Genomic DNA, 18,505 nt, shown 5'->3' on the forward strand with positions numbered 1-18,505 from the left:
GCCAGGGCCTAGGAGGAGATGAAAGAGAGCGTCAGGAGACGGTGAAGGAGCCCGTTGCTACCGGCGAACCTTCGATGCCGGAGCGGTTGATAGAGACAATCCAGCCGTAATAGGTGCCAGGGGCAAACGACCGGACCGTCGAGTCCGCGCTGCTGGGAGCGCCGTACTCGGGTGGGCCGGCGTAGCTCGCGGTTCCGAAGTTATCGACGGCGTTCCAGTATATCTTGGCGCCCGCATAATTACTGCTATTGGGCGCGGTCCAGTTGAAGGTTGCCTGGCCAAGTCCACCTGTCACACTTGGCGAGGTGACAATACCCGGAGGCGTCGGATCAGCAGTTGATGTGACAGTTTCGGTTACCGACCAATTCGAATACCTCCGGTTGGACACTATGAAGGCCACCTGAATTTCAAGAACCTTGTCCGCTGGAACATTCCCGGTCGACAGGTCAATGTATCCGCCGGATGGGTCCGCACTTGGGTTCTGTTGTTCTACCCAGGCACCCGGGGTCCCGAGACCGTCTGCATCGGCTACCCTGTAGCGAACGACCGGCGTGAAGCTGCCATCCTCCGGATCGATAATGACGACGCGGATATAGACGCTCCCGCCGTTTGCCTTCGCCTGTATGAGGTTGATGACCGGTGTTGGAATGTCGGAGGCGTTCACTGCCGGCGGTACCGGCGGCTGCTGCCCCTCCTCTGTGGCGGGGTTCCAATCGTCAATCCCTTCGGGATGCGCGATGAAGTCCATCGTGAAGCCGCCCTTTGTGAGGGCAACGATGGAGCGCCGGTTCTCGACCAGTTTCCCGTCGAGCTTAGGCAGCCTCTTGGGCGTCTCCAGACGAACCCACCGCGCATAGACCGCATTGATCCCGGAAAGTCGAACATCAAGGCTTCCCTTGACCTCCTGGCGCTGGCGCAGCCAGTCACGCTTGCCGAGGCGCCGGGCTTGCCGCCACTGGTGGCACCACTCGTAACTCCCTTCCATGGTGAGGACGCGGCCGGCGGCGATCTGCGCGTCTGTGTCCTCGAAGAAGTCGGTGTCGCAGCTCGTATAATTCGTCGCCGGATAGGTGAACTTCGGCACGAGCCGGTTGCACTCGTCCTCGAAAAGAACTCCGTACTGGACGTTGTGGCCGACGATATCGGCGTCGGTCAGCGTGGCCGTCCTGCTTTCGCGGAATTTGCCGACGGTCAGGATGCGGGCGCCGTCACCGCGAGCGACGAGGTGACCGTCGCACGTTGCCAAGATCGCGTTCAGGCCGGATTTAGGACCGTTCTCGGTCGTATCCCAGCCGTTGCACTCGTAACGCTTCTCAGTGCCGCCGCCATTGAGCGCCACGAGCTCGTCGCAGATGTCGGCCTCCTCCTTCCAGAGGTCGATAACCGGCAAGAGAGCCTTCTGGTAATCGAGGCCGAATCCGAACTCGTTGAAGCAGAGATGCCAAGCCAAGATGACGGCCGAGTTGCGCGTCCACGTCCAAGTGCTCTGATCTGACGGATCCTGAGCCGGGTCGCGGAAATCCCAACAGTAGGCGCCGTCGATCTCCACCGAAGGAGATGGGGCGCCATACGGGAAAGCCGTCTGCTGATCCTGCGCGTCTGCATTATGCGCCCGCATCGCGAGCGAGGCCTGTCCGTCTCCGCGATGATCGTTGGTCCAGATGCCGTCCGCGCCGAGTGCGGAGACGAGCTCGGCATAGGGCGTTTCAGGGTTCGCGCCGAGGCGCGTGTACAGCCTGACGTTCGCGGAACCCGCGCCGTACCTGCCACCCGTCGTTAAAGGCGTGACGACATTATCGACGACCGTCACCTCGTCATCGTTCAGGTAGAACCGGTTGAAGGACTTAATTCGGTGGCCGGCGATGGCCTGCACCGAATAGAGGTTGGAACCCTTCGCCTCCCACATCATGCGGGCGCCGGCGACGCGGGTGCGGCCGACAGCATAGATGCGGAACGGTATCGCCTGGTTGAGCGGCGCCCTGCCATCTTCCGGCTTCGGGGGCTTCGGTGCTTGCGCGAGGAGCGCCTGCAGACCGATAGAGATGGCGGTGGTCGCAATCGCCGACGCGATCGACGCGTAAGTAATCGTGGTGGCGCCGATGGCGAAACCGCCGGTACCAAGGACGGCAGTGAAGATCGGCGTGAAGATCGGATCAAACAGAACTTCGCTGTAGAGCGACGTCGTGCAACCCAGACCATAGCGCTGCAGCATCATGCGGTGATGGAAACTCATACGCTCAGGTCTCCATCCGGCGCGCGCCAGGCTGCAACGTGATCAAGTTTCTTGGCGATGACACCGGACGGCGCCAGCAGAGCCCAGAGCGGTCCGAAACGGATCGCGCAGACTTCCTTGACCCCAGCCATGCCGGCAGGAGCGAGCACAACGCCGACATCACCGTCTTGCAGACACACGGTGCGTACAAAGCCGAGCGGCTCAAGTGCGTGCGCAGCGAAGGATACGAGGCCGCCGGCCTGCGCCAGGATGTCGTGAGCGCCTTCCGCCGTGCTGTATGTGCCGCGATAGGCCTCCGCAGGATCGACGCCGACGCTCTCGCACAGCCAAGTCCCGCAGAAGGTCGTGCAATCATCGCCAGCAACCCCGCCCCACCGGAACTGGTGTGGCAGGGCAAGAAATTCTTGCAAGGTCATGGCTATCCTTGGAAATTCGGCCAGACCGGCTGAACGCCCCTGGCAAGCCGGCTGACGCCGTCGCAAAACTTGTCGGTCAGCGATATCGCCTTCTGATGAGGTGTTGACCAGACAGAGCGGGCGCCCCGGGACCGGGTTGCCTCGCCGGTCACCACGGCGAGCGAAAGCGTGATGCTTGGGCTATCACCCTCCTCAACTGGCGGGCTCACCTCTCCCGTATGTGACGCGGTCCCGGTCCAGATCGGGATAATGCTGCTCATCGGCTGGAAATACCGATCGAGCGTAGTCAACCCCATTTGGACGGCGGCGCCGCGCACCGGCGGCAAGCTGTCGAGCATCTTTGCCGATGTCGTCGGGTCGAGTCCGGAGAGAGTGAACTCGACGCTGTCGGCTGTGCCGTTGACCAGTATCTCGAGCGTTGGCACGCCGATTAGACGCCCGCCGCCGAGATAGACGGTTCCTGTTGGGTCGATGCTGTCGAAATTGGCCGGGATGTCGTTGATCCCGAACCAGAGATGCAAAGCAGGATCCGTATCGACCCTGAGGAAGATGCCTAACTGATGGCTGCCGCGCATCTCCGCGACGATGCTCGAGGGTACGAATTCCATCAGAACGCCTCCGTAAACTGAAGCGTCGGCCGCGAATGATACCAGCCCTCATAATCCCAGGGCAGCGTGAAGCCGCGAGGGAACTTCATGACGCACATCGGCCGCGCCAGCTCGACACGCGTCCCGGCGGTCACCGCCTCTCGCAACGGAGGAGCGATAGCAAGCGTGTAGACCGGGTTGGTTTCGTTAGTCTTAGAGATGACCTCCCAGTACCGATAGGCACGCCACCCTTTGGTCGGGTGATAGATCGAGAACCAATCGGACCAGCGCAGCGGCCGGGCAGCGCCATAGACGCGCATTTTCAGGATGCTGGCGCCGAGTGCCGCCGCTTCTGTCACTTCGCCGTAGACGGTCGCCTGACTGTATCCGGAGCCATCAGAGAAAAACGAACCGTCAGAATGTGGAATGCCCTTGATGCTCGGGCGCTTCTTGCCGTCGATGACCGGAAACGGTCCGATGCCGTCATTGATGATGGGGACGTTGAAGAAGCGATAGCCGCCGTTCCCACGTGCCCCGAGCCAGTTGATGACCTCGTGCCGCTCTGTGTCTTCAGCCTGCAGGACGCACCGCTCATAGACGGCAGTGACGATACCGCCGCCGCTGGTCTCGATGCTAATCGACTCCCCGATACCATTGACGCCGCCGTCGATCGCCGACCCGGGATTGTCGAAACTCGCCCGGGTCGGCCGTAGATACATGATCGGCACAGTCGGCTGGTTGATGTAGACTGCCATCCATCAGCCTTTCTGCGCTACAAATCGCTTCTGCGTTTCCCCGAAGCCGACGCGGCGCTGCTGCTCGTTATACTGAGACAGAGCCTGCCCAACGCCCTGCCGCACAAGGGCGCGGACGTGCTCATCACCGTTTGCACCGATGACGTTGACATTGAGGTTCGCCGGAGCGTTGGAACGCTGGTTGTTGTTGTCGTTCAAGGATTGCATGAGCTTGTGATTGCTCATGACGCCCGATCCCTGCGGCAGGTTTACGAGCTCCGGACCGCGCTCGCCGACGACCGACAAGCCACCGGGGGCATAGTTCGTGCCGTTGGCGAAAAGGCCGATCCCGCCGCTGAGCATCGCCGAGGCGAATTGGCCCGAACCGGAGAATAGACCCATACCGTACTTGGTCAGGCTGCTCAGGATGCCCGAACCGCCGCCGTTGCCCATGAGGGCTTGCGGAATGCTGGCGAGTGTCTGACCGAGACCGCCGGCACCCTGCCCTAGCTCGCTCAGCCCCTTGACCGTTTCCCTTGATGCTTCGCCGAGCTTGGTGATCGCATCCACGGCACTGTCGCCTCCGGAATAGGTCCCGATACCCTCGAAGTTGCCGATGCCAGCCTTCTTGGCGCCATACCATGCTCCCCAGCCACTCTTCCTGGCTTCGTCAAGCGCGAAGTCGATGCCCGCCGGGCCAGCCGACGCATCGGCCGGATCAAGGCCCGTCTGGGCCATAAACTTGTTGCCGAGACCGCCGCCCTTGTAGAGCTGGAATGGCCCGAACGACGGCTCACGAACTCCGTTCTTGACGTAGTTCGACTGTAGGTTCCAACTGTTGAGACCACCTTCAGACTTGGCAACTCGCAGCGCGATGTCCGGGTCAATGCCCCGAGCGGCTGCCGCCTTTGCAATATAGCTTGCGATCTCGGTCGTCGGAGGCAGAGCGCCTCGGGTGACGGCACCTACCGGAGCGGCAAAGGTCTTGTTATCGTTCGCGCCAAGAAATGATCCGAACGTTGTGGTCGCGTTGAACCCCGAAGACAAGGCTCCGGCACCCGCCTTAGAGCCGCCGGTCAACCAGTTGGCCGCAGCGGTACCAAGTTGATCAAAGATTGCGCCCCAAGCCTTCTCGCTCGCCTTCTGCGCTGCACTCAGCGCCGACTTGACGATCGCGTCCCCGATCTTGCCGCCGTTCGCCCATGCCTCCTGGTGGATGCCGTCGAAGAACCCCTTGAAGGCGTCCTTCGCTTCATCCCGGCGCAGGCCTTGGCGGATTGCGTTCGCCTCAGGCGAATTCAGATCCTCGTTGAAGCCGTAGCGCGTGAGCGTGGCCGCTACCTGCCGGTCGATGGCGCTGCGCTCGGCCTGGCGCTCCTGAAACGAGATGTCGAGCCAGAAGTCAGCCTTTGCCTCAGCGGCCTGCCGATAGGCCTTCGTGACGTCGTCGACCTTCTCCTTCTGCGTTTCGAGCTCGAAGAAGTTCGGCTTCTGCCCCGGTACCGGAACGGCCGTCAGCCGGCCATCAGAGTTTAAGATGGTCGTGGCGTCCGGGTCGCCGCTCAACTCGATGTTCGGTCGGCTGGTCGGAACACCCGGATTGCGCGGCATGAAATCCGCGGTGCGCATCGTCCTGCCGTTTTCCGTGAAGAACGATCCTGAGATGATGTCCTGAACGTTGTCGGCCCCGGCAATGCCCGCAATCCAAGCAGCGCGCGCTTCCCGCGAAGCCTCGATGCTGTCTCGGATCGATTTGGTAATGAGGTCGAAGGCGTCCCGGAACCCGAGAACGGACTTAATGCCATACCGGTCCACCGCTTCAGACAAGAAGCGCTGGGCGTTGTTGATGTCCGCTATCGATGCGGTACCCTCGTCGAGGCGCTCGCGCAGGTCACCGAAGGCCTGCGAGAAATCCCGGATGAATGCGGGATCAGCATCGATGCTGCGGAGGCCGCGAACCGCCTCGGAGAACTGCCGGTTGACACCCTGCAACTCCTCGCCGAGACCCTCTAGCTCTCGGCCGGCCAGAATTTCTCCTGCTTCCCGACCCTGGGTGATCTTATCGGCGCGGTCGAGCTCGTCGACGTAAGCTTTCAGCTGCGGCGCAGCGTCGCCCCACAGGGCGGCCGCGCGCCGGATCAGATCGTTCTGCTCTTCGAAGAGCTTGCTCGTCTTGTCCGTGCCGCTTTCGGCCGTCATGAAATACTGGACGAGCGCGGCGGTACCGGCGGTCAAGCCGATAGTGACCAGCGAAACAGGGCTGATCAGCGACGCGAAGGCCGATGCCAGACCGGAGACCGGCCGCTCCATCGAACCGAGAACGGACGCAAGCTGCGTGCCCTGCTGCAGACCGATCATGAGCGGGTTCATGCCCATGGCGGCCGTGACGGCGATATCCTGAAACTGGAACGCAGCATTGCCAGAGTTGAAGCCCTGCGCGCCCGGCCGGTTCGTGTTCGCAGCCTTTACCGCAGCGCCGGCGGCCGTCGCCGACGTCTTCAGCCTCTCATATGCCTGGCGCTCACGATCGAGAGCCTGCGTCATTTCCTGCGCCGTGATGGCGCCGAGCTTGTGCGCCCGCTGGATTTCGCCAATGGACGCCTCGTAATCGCGCGTGGCTTTCGCCAACGGCTGATACTTCAGCGTGAGCCGCTCGACTTCCATTCGGAAGGCGCGCACATGCTCATCCTGCGCTCCGAACGAGCGGCCGAGATCGTCGATCGGAGGCTTGAGCCTGCCGGCGCCCTGTCCTGCCTTCCCAAGCGCGCCGCCAAGCTGATCGACCTCGTTCTCGAGCTTCCCAACAGCCTGTTGAGTGCGGCCAGCGGCTGCCGTCAGGTGATCGAGGTCAGCGGCGCCTTTGACGGCCGGCGAACTGTCGATCTTGAAACCAAGGGTAGCTTCAGACATCGGCTATCACTTCTTGCTTGGGAAAAGCGCATCGAAGAGACGCGCGGAGAGCGGACGCTCTGAGACTTTCGGCTTCTCTGGCTCCGGCTCGTCCTTCGGCGCCATGATCTCGCGGCGCTTCAGGTCCATTGCCAGAATGGCATCGAGCTGCCACTGCTTGAGAACGAGGCCGCGAAGCCTCGCCCATTCTCCAATTGCCTGAAACCCGAGAGCGTTGGGCCCGTAGCCGTTCCCGGTGCGCTGGCTGTCCAGCTCTCGGAACCACCACCAGACCTGCTGGCCGGCAGCGGGGATAGCGAGCTTCTTACCTTCGTGCTGATCGACAATAAGCTTACAGAGCCGGTCGATCAGCCTTTGGTAAAAGAGCCGCGGCGAACCGCGCGGACCTCGACCTGTTCACGGATGATCCGGAACTTGGTGTAGAGGTTGCGAACATTCTCCTCAGAGAAGGGCACAACACTGCCCCCAATCTTCGGATTTGGCGACCAGCTCATGGTTGCCTTTGCGAGGATGGCGACCATGCGGGCGTCGCTGTCATCATCCCGGCCAAGGCTTTCGCGCTCGGCCGCAGCCTTGGCGAACTCCGCGGCAACATCGCGGACCGCTTTCTGCATGCGGTCGCTGTCTGGGCCGACGACTCGGATCTTGAGACCGATCGGCTTGGCCTGTTCATTCAGGAGATCGATCTCGATACCCTCCTCCTGTGATTGGACGAGGGCTTCGAGACCGGAAAGGTCGACAAACTCTTCAGCCATTACGCACCACCGACAGGAGCGACCGTCAGAACGGCGCTGTTGATTTCGACATTGCCCTGAAGCAGGCGAGCGGTGTTGGCGCCCCCGCCGTTTTCCTGGGCGGTCATAACGATCCCGTAGAAATACTTGATCGTGCCCGTCGGTACGGTCGTGGCGGTGTGAGTGCCCGACTGCGTGCCGCTGGTGGCAATAGCCGAGCCACCCGGAGTCGCCGCGACACTGAAATCATTCGCGGTGGGGTTGACGACATAATAGGTCGTTCCGGCAGTGAGGCCCGTCGGCAGCGCGCCTGTCGTCGAGAATTTCACAGCCCCACCGGCGACAAGACCGTGCGCGTTCCAGGATATGACGCCTGGAGTGGCTACGGTGATCGTCACAGTCGACGTTTCCGCAGGCGGGGCATCATCGAAGGCGAGCTTGAAGGGATAGTTGTAGTCGGTCGCCTCCGCCGCGATCAGCGCAATCTGGCCGGCGTCGTTCGGCAGGATGATGAAGTTGTTCTGCATCGAGCCGGCGTTGCGGGTGCCCTTTGCCTTCAGATCGCGCCCAGAAGAGATGATGGATTCGGTGATCAGCGCGGCGGCGTCGCCGATGGCGCCCATCGTCTGCCACCCCTTGATTTCGGTGAAGGTGACCGAGGTGAAGAGGGATTCGACGATGTCGGCATCGTCCGGGACGTCATTGACGGCCGCGCCGATATAGATTTTCGCACCGGCGACCGGGTAAAGCTGAGCCATAGCTCATTCCTTTCTGTCTGATTGCGCTTGCCGAAGGCGCAGGAACGGCAGGCCAATCAGGCCGGAACTTGCGGGTAGCAACGCCACCGGGTGGTGACGGGTATGTTGTGGTGGGTATCCCCTGTCACGAGGACGCCGATTTCCGGATCAACGTCGATGCGGACTTGCGTGTCGGTCCGGAACAGCTTTGTTCCGCGGCGAAAATGCGCGCGAAGCTGGCCGGCGAGATTGTATCCGTCGACGATCGCGGAGCCTTTCGGCCACATGACGTTGGTGCGCACAAAGCCTTGTCGGATCGGGTCCATGACAAGCGAAAGGTCTGTTTCGATCGAGCGGTTGAAGTGGACCTCGACAGAAACGAACTTGCTCTGTGCAGTCGGCGCGAAAGGCACTCCTGGAAGGACGATGGTTACACCGGCCGGCGGGACAAAGGCCTGCGCTCGAAGCAGCAGCGCCTGATAGATTTTCATTTCCACCGTATCAGCCATCTGTTACCTCTAGGCCCATGGCCGACAAAGCACTCAGCGATACCGAGGTGTATGACCTCTTGCACGAAGCGTTGTCGCTGCTTCTCAATAAGACGGTTGAGACCGAGAACGGCCGGCAGGTGCTTTCCGCTGCGATCCGCGATTTAGACATCCTTCAGCGCGCGCTGCTCATTATGTCCGAGGGCTCGGACCCGCTTCAAAGCAACCGCGAACCTTCGCCTCAGCTTCCTTGACCGTTTGCGGCCAGGTCTGAGCCTCGGCATCAACAAAGCCGAACCCCTGCTGATTGTAGACACGCCCGAGGCTGTCCTGCCCGACGAAGCCGTAATTCATGCGCGGGCCATAGGCGGCCTGAAATCCAAGATAGAGCGTCTCGCCGATATCGAGGTTGGAGATGATGAGCTCGATCTCCCCACTCTGATTCGGATATTCCCTCTCGCCCTCAACGCGCGGCATTGTGGAAGTCGATGCCATTAGCGAGTTCTTGAGGTTGCCGGTATCGACCGGGATGCGCCCACCCTCCGCAACCGATGTCCGAACGTTGTTCGCGACCATCTGCGCCGCGGTGCGCAAGACGGCCGCCTCCCGTTCCTTCTCCGCCTGTACCCATTCCGACACCTGGGCGGCAAAGCTCAGATTGTTCTCAGCCATTATCGGCCTCGCGATCTCGCGTATTCCTCGGGAAAGTCGAAGTTATATTCGACGTGGCAGCGGCAACCGATGATCTCTGCTGCACCAGCGCCGAGACTGGTATCGCCTGGGAAGCGCATCATAGCGCCCGATGGCGACTGGAACGGCAAATCCATGCCTGTCACCTCTTCGGCATTCAGGACCAGATGCGTGTGGCGAACACGGCCGTCACCGACCGAGCGCCAACGGCGAGTGACAATACTGGCGTCGCGGCCGGCGCGGTCCAGTCCCTGCTGATAGGCTTCATGCTTCGCAGCGTGGGCGGATGACTGCGTTTCCGTGCGCGCGATCGTCTGGGCCCGGAGCTGCACATAGCGGTCCGCCAGACGGCCGGTGATCTTCTGGACGGCGTCGGCCGGAAGCGACCTGCCCTCGCGAATGGCCTTGGCGACCTGCCGGTCGAAGCGCTTATCCCGGCGCGTCAGCGTCAGGTAGTGCTTCATGCCCTCTACGTCGCCCGAGAGGAGCGCCGTGCGCGCGTTCTCGACGGCGCGGGCAAGCTGCGACGTCATGCCGAGCAAGCCACCTTCACGGCGCCCGGTGACCCGGTTGAAGCGGCCGGCGATGTCGAGTGCAATCGTGTTCGGCCCCTGCCCCTTGGCATAGCCTGCTTCGATACGCTCCCGGGCCATCTGCTTCGTGTCTTCGGTGACGTGCGTGATCAGCGTCGACGAGGCTTCGCGGATGATCTGCTCGGCACGCTGGTTCTGGACGTCCCACCTGAAGACGACACGGCCGCCCGCCGGATCCGACAGGCGGGGCATGTTCTTGACGACCAGGAGGCCACCTGAATTGAAGGCGGTCCGGATCGCCTCGGAGAGCGGCCGGAAGGCTGCCGGGTCGACGTGAAGTGCCGCAATGGCACCCTCAACGTCTCGGCGTTCCAGCCGCTCGACAACCTCTTTCAACACGATCTCGGATTTGATGTCCTCGATCGCTTCGCGGAAGGCCTTCTCCATTGCTGGGGAAAGCTCCTCGATGAGCGCGTCGAGCTGCTGCCGAAGAGAGGCCAAGGCTTATCGCCCCTTACGATGGGCAAAGGTCCGCTGCTCGGAAAGCGCCTTCTGGACACCTTCCTGCACAAGCCGACGAATACGCGCGTCACCATCAGCGCCCGTGACCATGACGCTGACCTGTTGGGCTTGACTGCGAGCGACGTCTGTTGCGGGCATGGCTGAGGGCTTCGGAAAGCCCTCCACGCGCTCACCGACGAGAATGGCGGCAGGAGCGGCTACGGCGCCGCCGACGGCAAAGCCGAGAAATGAGCGCCGGTTCATTCCTTGTCGCCCTTCTTCGCCGCAACCTTCTCTTCGGGCATCTTCTCGGCGATGCCGAGATTGATCAGCCCTTGGGCGAGGCCGCCAGAGAGTTCGGAGGCATCGACGACATCGCCGACGGCATAACCTTGATAGTCCTTCACAAAGCGGATTTTCATGGCGTTTCCTTTCACCAAGTTAGGCCAGTCGACCTTCGGGCCGACACCGGGTTTAATCACTTCCTTGGCGACCTTGTCGGCGCGATCTCACGTCCGTAGAGGTCGACCAGGACGGCGAATATCTTCGCAGGCGGAGTAATGGCCGCTTCTTGCCTCCCGAAATCGCTCAGGGAGACGTGCCAGCCATGCTATAGAAGGCTCCGCTAATACACTGAGGCTGGCTCAATGAAGAAGTACTCGGCTCCGATCATCGTCGGTACCGCGTTACTCATCCTGGTCTGCGTCTACGTCTACATGTTTGTTGCCTACCAGCCGTGAGATCAGGTTGTGCATCGCGGGGTGGTCCTTCGAGAAGGACCAGGCGCTGGCAAAACGCATACTCACTGTGCCAGTCTCCCATGCACGATGAAAACCACCGGCGTGATGCCGTCGTATTTGTTCGGGTCGCCGGCAACGATGGCGTAATCTTTGCCATTGGCGGTGACGACGTCCCCCAGGGTCGGCTCGATCGGTAGGCCGACAGCGGAGATGTAAATCTGCATGTCTCCGGTCTGGATGACCGTGCCGTCAACGTAGCGGGCCTCGTAGGCCATTGGCACGAGCGTTGCCGGGTAAGGCGTCGGCACAGGATCGCCACCATAGATCGGGTCCGGTGGCTCAAGGCGCGTGACGACGCCGGCCTGCCCGAACTCCTCGATGAGATCGTGCGCGGTCGCCTGCATGTCTGCATAGTCGAACGTAGCCATCAGCAGCCAACCGAGAGAATGCCGAGGCAGACAAGGCTGTCGTCGCGCAGGAAAGGCGCCAACATGCCGTCCACGACTGAGATGATGGGTGTGAGATCGGCGCCGGTCTCGCTCTCACTGGACGTGCTCTGATACTCGACCTCGAGCTGTCCTACCTTCTTCCGCTTCACGCGGGTAGCGCCGGATCCAACAACCGAAAGGCTGCCGGGTTTCGTCGCTTCCTGGTAGGCAGCATAGAACGATGCATGAATGACCGCGGTCGGGACGACGTCGGACGGGATCAACTTGCCGTTGACAATCGCGCCCTCGCGCGGCCACTGCCGCTCTTGAACCGGATCAACGACACTGCCCACGAAGCGAGAGCCGTACACCGCGTCGATGTACTGGCTCCCACGATTGCGGAGCACGGCAGGCGACGGCGCGCCAGATGGCAGCATGTAGCCGTTCTCTGTCAGCCACGCCTGAAACGTGCTGTCTTCACCATAGCCTGCCATGATCGTTCCTTACGGCTGGGTTGCCAGGTCTTCGAGCGCGGCGACGATGTCCGCCTTGCTGGCCGGCGTCTTCTCGCCGAGCAGCTTCGTCGCTGCCGACTTGAAGGTCATGAACGGGACGCTGGTGTCGTTGGCCATTGCGAGTACTTCGGCCGCCGTCTTGGCTTCGCCGCCACCATCGCCGGTCACAGCTACCTTGCCCCTACTGTCACCGCCCGAAAGAATATCATAACGGCCAGCCCATCCCTTGGGCTCATCGGCAACATCCATTTCATGGCCCACCGGCATTTCCTTGCCGTCCTTGCCATAGATGCCGGTGGAATCCAGACCAGCCGGCGCTTTCAAACGGATCTTCATAGGATCTGTCTCCTGTTGCGGTGGAAGACACCCCGCTCGATTAGGAACGAGGCATCAAATCATCAGGTGTTGGTGGAGTAGAAGACGCCGGACTTGCCGTTGTAGTCTGCCCGGATTTCGAGGCCCATCGCACCCATCTTCAGGAACTGATAGTTCGCTGTCGGGTAGAGACGCGGCATTGCCGTCGTGTTCACGGCCATCCCGATCAGGGGACGGATGAACTCAGCCGACGGGACAAAGCCGAAGAACTCATTGCCCGAGAGCTTGAAGGTCACTTCGATCTTGCCGATGCGGCGGTTAGTCAGCAGGTACTGCAGCAGAGTGCCGCCCTTGAACCCATTCGCCCCGGAGTAAGAGCGGTCTAGGTTGCGGCCGATCTCGGGCGAGATGTAGATGTTCACCTTGCCAGTGATCAGGTTGGCATCGAGCATCGCGCCGAACGTCTGGGTGAAGAACGTGTCGATCGCGTCCGAGGTCGTCGAGGGGGACGTGAGATCGATATTCGCACCGGAAGCACCGATGTTGATCGTCTTCGCCAGCGGGTTGCTGCGGATGCCAGTGCCAGAGTAGCCCTGGAAGACAATCGAGGTGTCGCCGTTCAGGACGTAGTCAGCCTGATCCTTGCGGATCTTGGCGTTTGCAGCCTCCTCGTCGTCAGCCAGAGCGTCGAAGTTCTCGGACTGCAGCGTGTTCCACTCGCGCCACTCGCGACCATAGCCGTCCTGGAAGATCGGAACCGGCGTGCCGCGGTAAGTGTAGACGACCTTATCCATCGGGACCGGCGTCTGGCCCGACATGGACCGGATAACCGGGTTCGCAGAGTCCGACGCAACGCGGGTCATGCTGACGAGCTTGCCGATGTTGATCGGGCGAGCGAGCGCCATCAGGTCGCGCATGTAGACTTCACCCTCGTCGTCACGCAGGACGCGGCGGGTGATGCTGTCGATATCCATCCACGCATCACGCGGCAGGACAGCGGCAGAGTTGGCGAGCGAGGCCATGTGATCTTCGACCTGATGGAAATGCTCGCGGTTAATCGAAACGTCGGCCCACCATTCCGCATGCGGACGGGAATTGGCGACGAGTTGTTCGTCAAAATAGCGCATCTGGTTTCGCTCCTTAGGCCGATGCCAGGGCGCTCTTCGCCGCGCGGACGCGAACGAGCTGATCAGCCCCCGTTGTGTTGTTGTAAGCCTCCTCGGCGAACGCGATGATGCGGTTGCCGGTGGCGGCGAGGACGAACTTTCCAGAGGCGTTGGTTGTCAGCGCAGCGCCGCGGGCGACGTTGGTGCCGGTGGGCACACGAACGTTGAAGAACTGCTCATCGAGCATCTCCATGCCGATGATGCGGTCGTTGGCTGCCCATGCATCGTCAACACCCTTCATCGCGAGGTAGTTGTCCTGCGCTATGTAGATCTTGGCGTTGGATGCAGCGCCCGCCTGAGCGAAGCTGGAACCAGATTCGATGAGCGCGGTACCGGGCAGGATGGCGGCAGCGCAAAGACGCTCCTGCACCTGCGGCAGGACCTCGGAAACGGGACCGGCGTAAATCTTGTTATAGCGAGCCATGGGTTAGTCTCCCTTCGGCAGCTTGAAGGCCGGCTTTTCGCTGGCGTTACCCTTGAATGCAGGGTTCAGCGGAGCTGCCTTGCCCGGCTCCGCCGTCTTGGCGAGAGCGCGCAGCGTGTTGAGCGGGGTTGCCTTGGCCGTTTCCTCATCGAGGACGTTGGCTTTGACGATCTTGGTGACCAGGTCGGCGTGTTCGGCGTCGTCCTTGGCCTTCTGGTTGGCGACCATCTCCGCATGGGAGTCGGTGATCGGCTTCACCGCAGCCATGACGGCGTTAGTGACGGTCTCCCCGATCTTGTTGAAGCCTTCCGAGAGGGCATCGACCTTCGCGGAAAGCGCAGTGAACTGCTCGTCAGTGACAGGCATCTCAGTGTCCTTCGTGTTCGTGGTGGGTTCCCGCTCGGAAATGCCAAGGGCTTCCAGGATCGCGGCTTTCAGTTTGTCCAAGAGACCCGCCCTCTGGCGCTTCTCAAGGGCTCGGGCGAGTGAATCCATCGCCCAATCGATGTCACGCTCTGCCTCTTGAATGGCGGAGTTGATGACCTCGATTTCCGTTTGCTCGCCTTGGGCGTTCACCAGCATGCCGACGCCCTGGTCAGGCGTGGCCGCGCCAACCTCACCGAGGAGGATGGCGTCATGGTCGAACTCGATATTGCGAGCGATGTGTTTGTGGTCTGAGGCGTTGGCAACGGCCTCAAGGTTGGCAAGCAGGCCGGTGGAGGTGTGGACCGGCTCGCCCTTCTCGATCGCGGCAAGGACTTCCTTGCCGCCTGGCGACCGGTTGGCGACCTCGATGTCGATGACCTTGTCGAGGAAGACGCGGCCGTTCTCGCGACGGACGTTCTCATTCCATGCGCCGATGTAGCCGACGTTGATCCCCTCTGGATCGCGGGCCGAGACGAACTTGCCGTTGATCATCGGGTGACCGAGCGGCGCCGGCGTACGATTGAGGCCGGCGAAGCTCTTCCCAATCTCGTCGGCCGGGTAGCGAATACCATTCATAATGATGTCGTCGGGCAGCGTGGCGCTGGGGACGATAACGACATCGCGACCGTTACGCTTTTCCTTCCGGACAGCCTTCGTGTTCGCAACGCTGCGAACGTTGACGCGGACGTGCTTCATTCTACGGTGTCCTTTGGTTTGGTGCCGAGAGCATCGCGGGTTTCATCGTCCGTCGGCTCGTTTGCGAACTTTTCCGCATCCGACAACGGCTCGTAACCAACGACGGCGCGGATCTCCTCGTCGGTGAAGACGATGACGCCGGTGCCCATTTTCTGGTTGGTCTCGGCCATCTTGCTGGCGCGATCGATCTTCTCCGACATCGAGCTTTCGGTCAGATCGGTCCAATCGACGAACCAGTCACGCTCGGGCAGGATGCCGACGCGCACCAGGCGCTGCACGAGTGCTCGGATATTCGGGATGACGTAGTTCGTCCGACGCGACATGTTCGTCAGCGCCCATTCGTCAGCGTCTTCTTTGCTGGCCCGTTCGCCGGTCTGCATGCCGACGAGGATCTTCACGGGCATGTTGATCGAGGCGGCAAAAGCCTGCAGGGCGATTGCGAAGAAGTGCTCAGGCGACGGCAACGTGATGCCGAGGGTCTTGGCTTCCATGCCCTGGACCATCAGCAGCTTGTCGAAGCCCTTCTGCCAGTCCTCGACCTGGTCGTTCATCTTGTCGACGAGCTCTTCGACCGGCACGCCCATCATGCGGGCCATCTCGGTCAGCTTCGCTTCGGGGTCGACTTCGAGCACCGGTGCGGACTTGGCGTTCTTCCAGAACCCCTCCCCGCCGGCGCCGCTGACCTTCTCCATCGTTAGCAGGTCGTTGAAACCCGCCTCGAGGATCGACTTGCCGTGCACCGTGCCATTCTTCGACCAGATGACGACACGATCGGGATGGACGATAAAATTCCGCGGTTGCTGCTTGTCGTCGACTGCGGCCTCGTTGAACTGGTACATCTTCGGATGGCCGTAACCATCTGAAGTTTCGTCTGTGTCCCACTGGGAGACGGTAAGCTGGCCTTCCCATGCCGGAATGATCTCGACGAGGCCATTGAGTCCGCCGGTCACTCGATCGACAGGCTGATCGAGCCGCTTGCTGTCGGCAAAACGAAGGATGACGCCCGCATAGGCGCCGACCATCGACATGCTGTCGGCTTCTGCCAGCTTCTGCCAGAGACGCAGGTCGTCGAAGCGCTGGCGGATCTGCTTTTCAAGCGTGGTTTCGTCTGCCTCGCCGACTTCTGAACCGTCACGCTCTTCTTCGAGCAGGAACGGGTTGTCCTGCCAGGTCTTTAGGACGGTCTTGTTCACACCAGCCTGGGCAATACCGTTGCGGGAGTACATCCCGTAGAGCTGGGAGAACGTCAGCGCGGCCGGATAGCCGAAATCCTTGTAGTGATCGTGCTTGGCGTCCGGGAAAAAGCCCGGGAACATGGCTCCGAGCCGACGCGTGGCATTGTTCACCACCAATCGCATACGGTTCATCGGTGCCTCTTCGATAGGAACATTGCCGCTTGGACAGGCTCGTTCAGCAGTGCGTTGAAGGCTCTGCTGGTGCTATCCGCGTCGTCATCGTGGGTTGCTTCGGGGAAGCCCTCCAGAGAGGAGAACCATGCTTCGTTCCACGGTCCCTTGAGGACCAAGACATTGCCCGCCTCGGCCTGCGCAGAGAACGGGCTAAAGCGTGTAACTTTGTCGCCAGATTCTGGCGTTGCCCTAACTGGATAACCTGCGAGCATTTTGGTCATGCTCGCTACCTGAGACTTGCCAGCCTGCCCGGGGTCTTGGGGCAGCGAGATATGAACATCCTCGCCGTCGCTGGATGCCGTGTTCTTGATCAGCCTTTCCACGCCTGAAGGGGACAAGAAGTCCGACGTGTGATGCGCGACGATGTATCGCCCGTCCGATAGCTTTCCGATCTTCGTGCCTGCCGTGGCATCTGGATCGTTGCTTTCCGTCTTTGGCGTGGCAGCGATATCCCAGCCGCGCATCCATCGGACAACGCCGGCCGGCACAGTAGAGACGACCTCGCACCAATCACGCCGAAACATGAGCCCAGCGGCCGGCCGGATCTTCCAGTTACCGCCGAGGAGGCGCTCGCGCTCGACCGTCGGCAAGGCCATGAGGCTGGCCAGATAGCTCGGATCCGCTGCCATTAGCGCGCGGTTGTCACTGAGCTTCGCCGGAACGAACGTCACCGACTTGGGCGGGATCGGCGAATCAATGCCGTCTTCGTTCGGCGCCGTGTAGTGCGCCAGGTCTTGCGGGCTATCGCCCCAGATGATCGCATCGCCAATGCGGACAAACCACCGAAGGACGCCTGCCCGCTCTGGGATCGGCAATCCGGTGTCCTGGTCAATCCACCAGCTGATGAACTCTGCTACCCAGCTATCTGCATCAGGGTTGCAGGTTGCTCGGATGTAAGGCCGCACGCCGCTCATGGAACGGTTACGCGAAACCATGTACCAGAACTGCTTGGCGCTGAAATGCGTCAGCTCGTCGAAGCAGATGAGCGGGATCTGCGAGCCCTGCCAGTTCAGGACGGTCTTGTCATGCTCGAGGTGAGCGAATGAAACCGAAGCCCCGGACGGGAAGCTCCATTGCAGTACATGTTCCTTGGGCGTGGCGCCGATTGCCGGATAGAGCTTCTCGCTCTCGTCCCAGAGGCCGCCCTCGTTTCGGACCTGGACGGTGGACCGGCGGAAGAAGACGGCGCCGAACTGCGGGTTGGCGATATGGCGAAGTGGCTCCATAAGGAGCGCCCACGTCTTGCCGCCGCCTGCCGAGCCTCCATAGATGGCGATATCTGCCGGCGAGGCGAGGAATGCTGTCTGCGGGCCCGGCTGCGGCCGGATGATGGTCTGGGCGCCCTGCCCTTGCTCAGCTCCTGCCATTGTCGGGTAACTGGAAGATCGTGACCGGCGATACGGGTACCGGCAGGTCCTTCCCATCCTTTCCCGTTAGCTCGCGCCGGTTGGTGTAGGCGTTGCCCACTTCCTCGGCGGCCTGCTTCATCAACGATGCCGCCAGCACCATGTTGCCTTGGGTCTCTGCCTTCTCTGCCATGCGCTGGAGAGCGCGAAGGCGAACGGCGCGATGGCTGATGGCGATGGTCGCCGTATCCTCTAGGAAGGTCTTGCGGGTCTCCTCGAAGAGCAGCTTCCACTTCTCTGCGAGGTTGGTGCCGGCCTTCTTGGTCGGGTCGTAGCCTTCCACCGATTGGCGCGTGATCGTCTTGCCGAATTCCTTCCTGACTGCCTCGACGACTATCGAAGGTGTGTCGAAGCATGCGAGGCTCTGGACGATGAAGGTTTTCACGTCGTCTTTGAGTTTGCCCTTGGCCATTTCTC

Annotated in this window: 22 protein-coding genes; all 22 read right to left on the reverse strand. The window is 61.4% G+C overall.

Going from position 1 to position 18,505, the window contains the following annotated elements:
* Positions 1-31 precede the first annotated feature (31 nt).
* The gene (locus FB009_RS17300; protein WP_145161712.1) at positions 32-2,233 is read right to left on the reverse strand and encodes a phage tail protein; all 2,202 of its coding nucleotides are present in this window, start codon (positions 2,231-2,233) and stop codon (positions 32-34) included.
* Positions 2,230-2,649, reverse strand: a complete 420-nt coding sequence (locus tag FB009_RS17305) for a DUF6950 family protein (protein WP_145161716.1) — start codon at positions 2,647-2,649, stop codon at positions 2,230-2,232. Before FB009_RS17305 ends, FB009_RS17300 begins: the two co-directional genes overlap by 4 nt.
* Positions 2,650-2,651: 2 nt before the next feature.
* On the reverse strand, positions 2,652-3,257 hold the full coding sequence (locus tag FB009_RS17310; protein ID WP_145161719.1) for a hypothetical protein: 606 nt from the start codon (positions 3,255-3,257) through the stop codon (positions 2,652-2,654).
* Positions 3,257-3,991 (reverse strand): hypothetical protein, encoded by a 735-nt coding sequence (locus FB009_RS17315; RefSeq protein WP_145161722.1) that lies wholly within the window; start codon positions 3,989-3,991, stop codon positions 3,257-3,259. The genes FB009_RS17310 and FB009_RS17315 overlap by 1 nt, the downstream gene beginning before the upstream one ends.
* Before the next feature lie 3 nt (positions 3,992-3,994).
* Positions 3,995-6,880 (reverse strand): phage tail length tape measure family protein, encoded by a 2,886-nt coding sequence (locus tag FB009_RS17320; protein ID WP_145161725.1) that lies wholly within the window; start codon positions 6,878-6,880, stop codon positions 3,995-3,997.
* Between the two features lie 6 nt (positions 6,881-6,886).
* Positions 6,887-7,231, reverse strand: a complete 345-nt coding sequence (locus FB009_RS34070) for a phage tail assembly chaperone (protein WP_420376770.1) — start codon at positions 7,229-7,231, stop codon at positions 6,887-6,889.
* Entirely contained in the window at positions 7,228-7,635 is a 408-nt protein-coding gene (locus tag FB009_RS17330; RefSeq protein WP_145161728.1) for a hypothetical protein, read from the reverse strand. The genes FB009_RS34070 and FB009_RS17330 overlap by 4 nt, the downstream gene beginning before the upstream one ends.
* A complete protein-coding gene (locus tag FB009_RS17335; protein WP_145161731.1) occupies positions 7,635-8,372 on the reverse strand; it encodes a hypothetical protein in 738 nt (245 codons plus the stop codon). Before FB009_RS17335 ends, FB009_RS17330 begins: the two co-directional genes overlap by 1 nt.
* 56 nt (positions 8,373-8,428) lie before the next feature.
* The gene (locus FB009_RS17340; RefSeq protein WP_145161734.1) at positions 8,429-8,860 is read right to left on the reverse strand and encodes a phage tail terminator-like protein; all 432 of its coding nucleotides are present in this window, start codon (positions 8,858-8,860) and stop codon (positions 8,429-8,431) included.
* A 171-nt stretch (positions 8,861-9,031) separates the two neighbouring features.
* Positions 9,032-9,511: a hypothetical protein gene (locus tag FB009_RS17350; protein WP_145161740.1), complete on the reverse strand. Its 480-nt coding sequence runs from the start codon at positions 9,509-9,511 to the stop codon at positions 9,032-9,034.
* Complete coding sequence (locus FB009_RS17355; protein ID WP_145161860.1) at positions 9,511-10,509, reverse strand: phage minor head protein; 999 nt, start codon at positions 10,507-10,509, stop codon at positions 9,511-9,513. The genes FB009_RS17350 and FB009_RS17355 overlap by 1 nt, the downstream gene beginning before the upstream one ends.
* Positions 10,510-10,566: 57 nt before the next feature.
* On the reverse strand, positions 10,567-10,827 hold the full coding sequence (locus tag FB009_RS17360; protein ID WP_145161743.1) for a hypothetical protein: 261 nt from the start codon (positions 10,825-10,827) through the stop codon (positions 10,567-10,569).
* Positions 10,824-10,985: a hypothetical protein gene (locus tag FB009_RS32740; RefSeq protein WP_186447667.1), complete on the reverse strand. Its 162-nt coding sequence runs from the start codon at positions 10,983-10,985 to the stop codon at positions 10,824-10,826. The genes FB009_RS17360 and FB009_RS32740 overlap by 4 nt, the downstream gene beginning before the upstream one ends.
* 380 nt (positions 10,986-11,365) lie before the next feature.
* Entirely contained in the window at positions 11,366-11,731 is a 366-nt protein-coding gene (locus FB009_RS17365; protein ID WP_145161746.1) for a hypothetical protein, read from the reverse strand.
* The gene (locus tag FB009_RS17370) at positions 11,731-12,225 is read right to left on the reverse strand and encodes a DnaT-like ssDNA-binding protein (RefSeq protein WP_145161749.1); all 495 of its coding nucleotides are present in this window, start codon (positions 12,223-12,225) and stop codon (positions 11,731-11,733) included. The genes FB009_RS17365 and FB009_RS17370 overlap by 1 nt, the downstream gene beginning before the upstream one ends.
* Positions 12,226-12,234: 9 nt before the next feature.
* The gene (locus tag FB009_RS17375) at positions 12,235-12,582 is read right to left on the reverse strand and encodes a hypothetical protein (RefSeq protein ID WP_145161751.1); all 348 of its coding nucleotides are present in this window, start codon (positions 12,580-12,582) and stop codon (positions 12,235-12,237) included.
* 62 nt (positions 12,583-12,644) lie between these two features.
* A complete protein-coding gene (locus tag FB009_RS17380; RefSeq protein WP_145161754.1) occupies positions 12,645-13,688 on the reverse strand; it encodes a major capsid protein in 1,044 nt (347 codons plus the stop codon).
* A gap of 13 nt (positions 13,689-13,701) precedes the next feature.
* Positions 13,702-14,151, reverse strand: a complete 450-nt coding sequence (locus FB009_RS32745) for a hypothetical protein (protein ID WP_186447670.1) — start codon at positions 14,149-14,151, stop codon at positions 13,702-13,704.
* 3 nt (positions 14,152-14,154) lie between these two features.
* Positions 14,155-15,273, reverse strand: a complete 1,119-nt coding sequence (locus FB009_RS17385; RefSeq protein ID WP_145161757.1) for a hypothetical protein — start codon at positions 15,271-15,273, stop codon at positions 14,155-14,157.
* Entirely contained in the window at positions 15,270-16,640 is a 1,371-nt protein-coding gene (locus FB009_RS17390; RefSeq protein WP_145161760.1) for an anti-CBASS protein Acb1 family protein, read from the reverse strand. Before FB009_RS17390 ends, FB009_RS17385 begins: the two co-directional genes overlap by 4 nt.
* Entirely contained in the window at positions 16,637-18,049 is a 1,413-nt protein-coding gene (gene terL / locus FB009_RS17395; protein ID WP_145161762.1) for a phage terminase large subunit, read from the reverse strand. The genes FB009_RS17390 and terL overlap by 4 nt, the downstream gene beginning before the upstream one ends.
* Complete coding sequence (locus FB009_RS17400; RefSeq protein ID WP_145161764.1) at positions 18,036-18,500, reverse strand: DUF2280 domain-containing protein; 465 nt, start codon at positions 18,498-18,500, stop codon at positions 18,036-18,038. The genes terL and FB009_RS17400 overlap by 14 nt, the downstream gene beginning before the upstream one ends.
* Between the last annotated feature and the right edge of the window lie 5 nt (positions 18,501-18,505).

The sequence above is a fragment of the Sinorhizobium medicae genome (assembly GCF_007827695.1).
Lineage (GTDB): Bacteria > Pseudomonadota > Alphaproteobacteria > Rhizobiales > Rhizobiaceae > Sinorhizobium > Sinorhizobium medicae.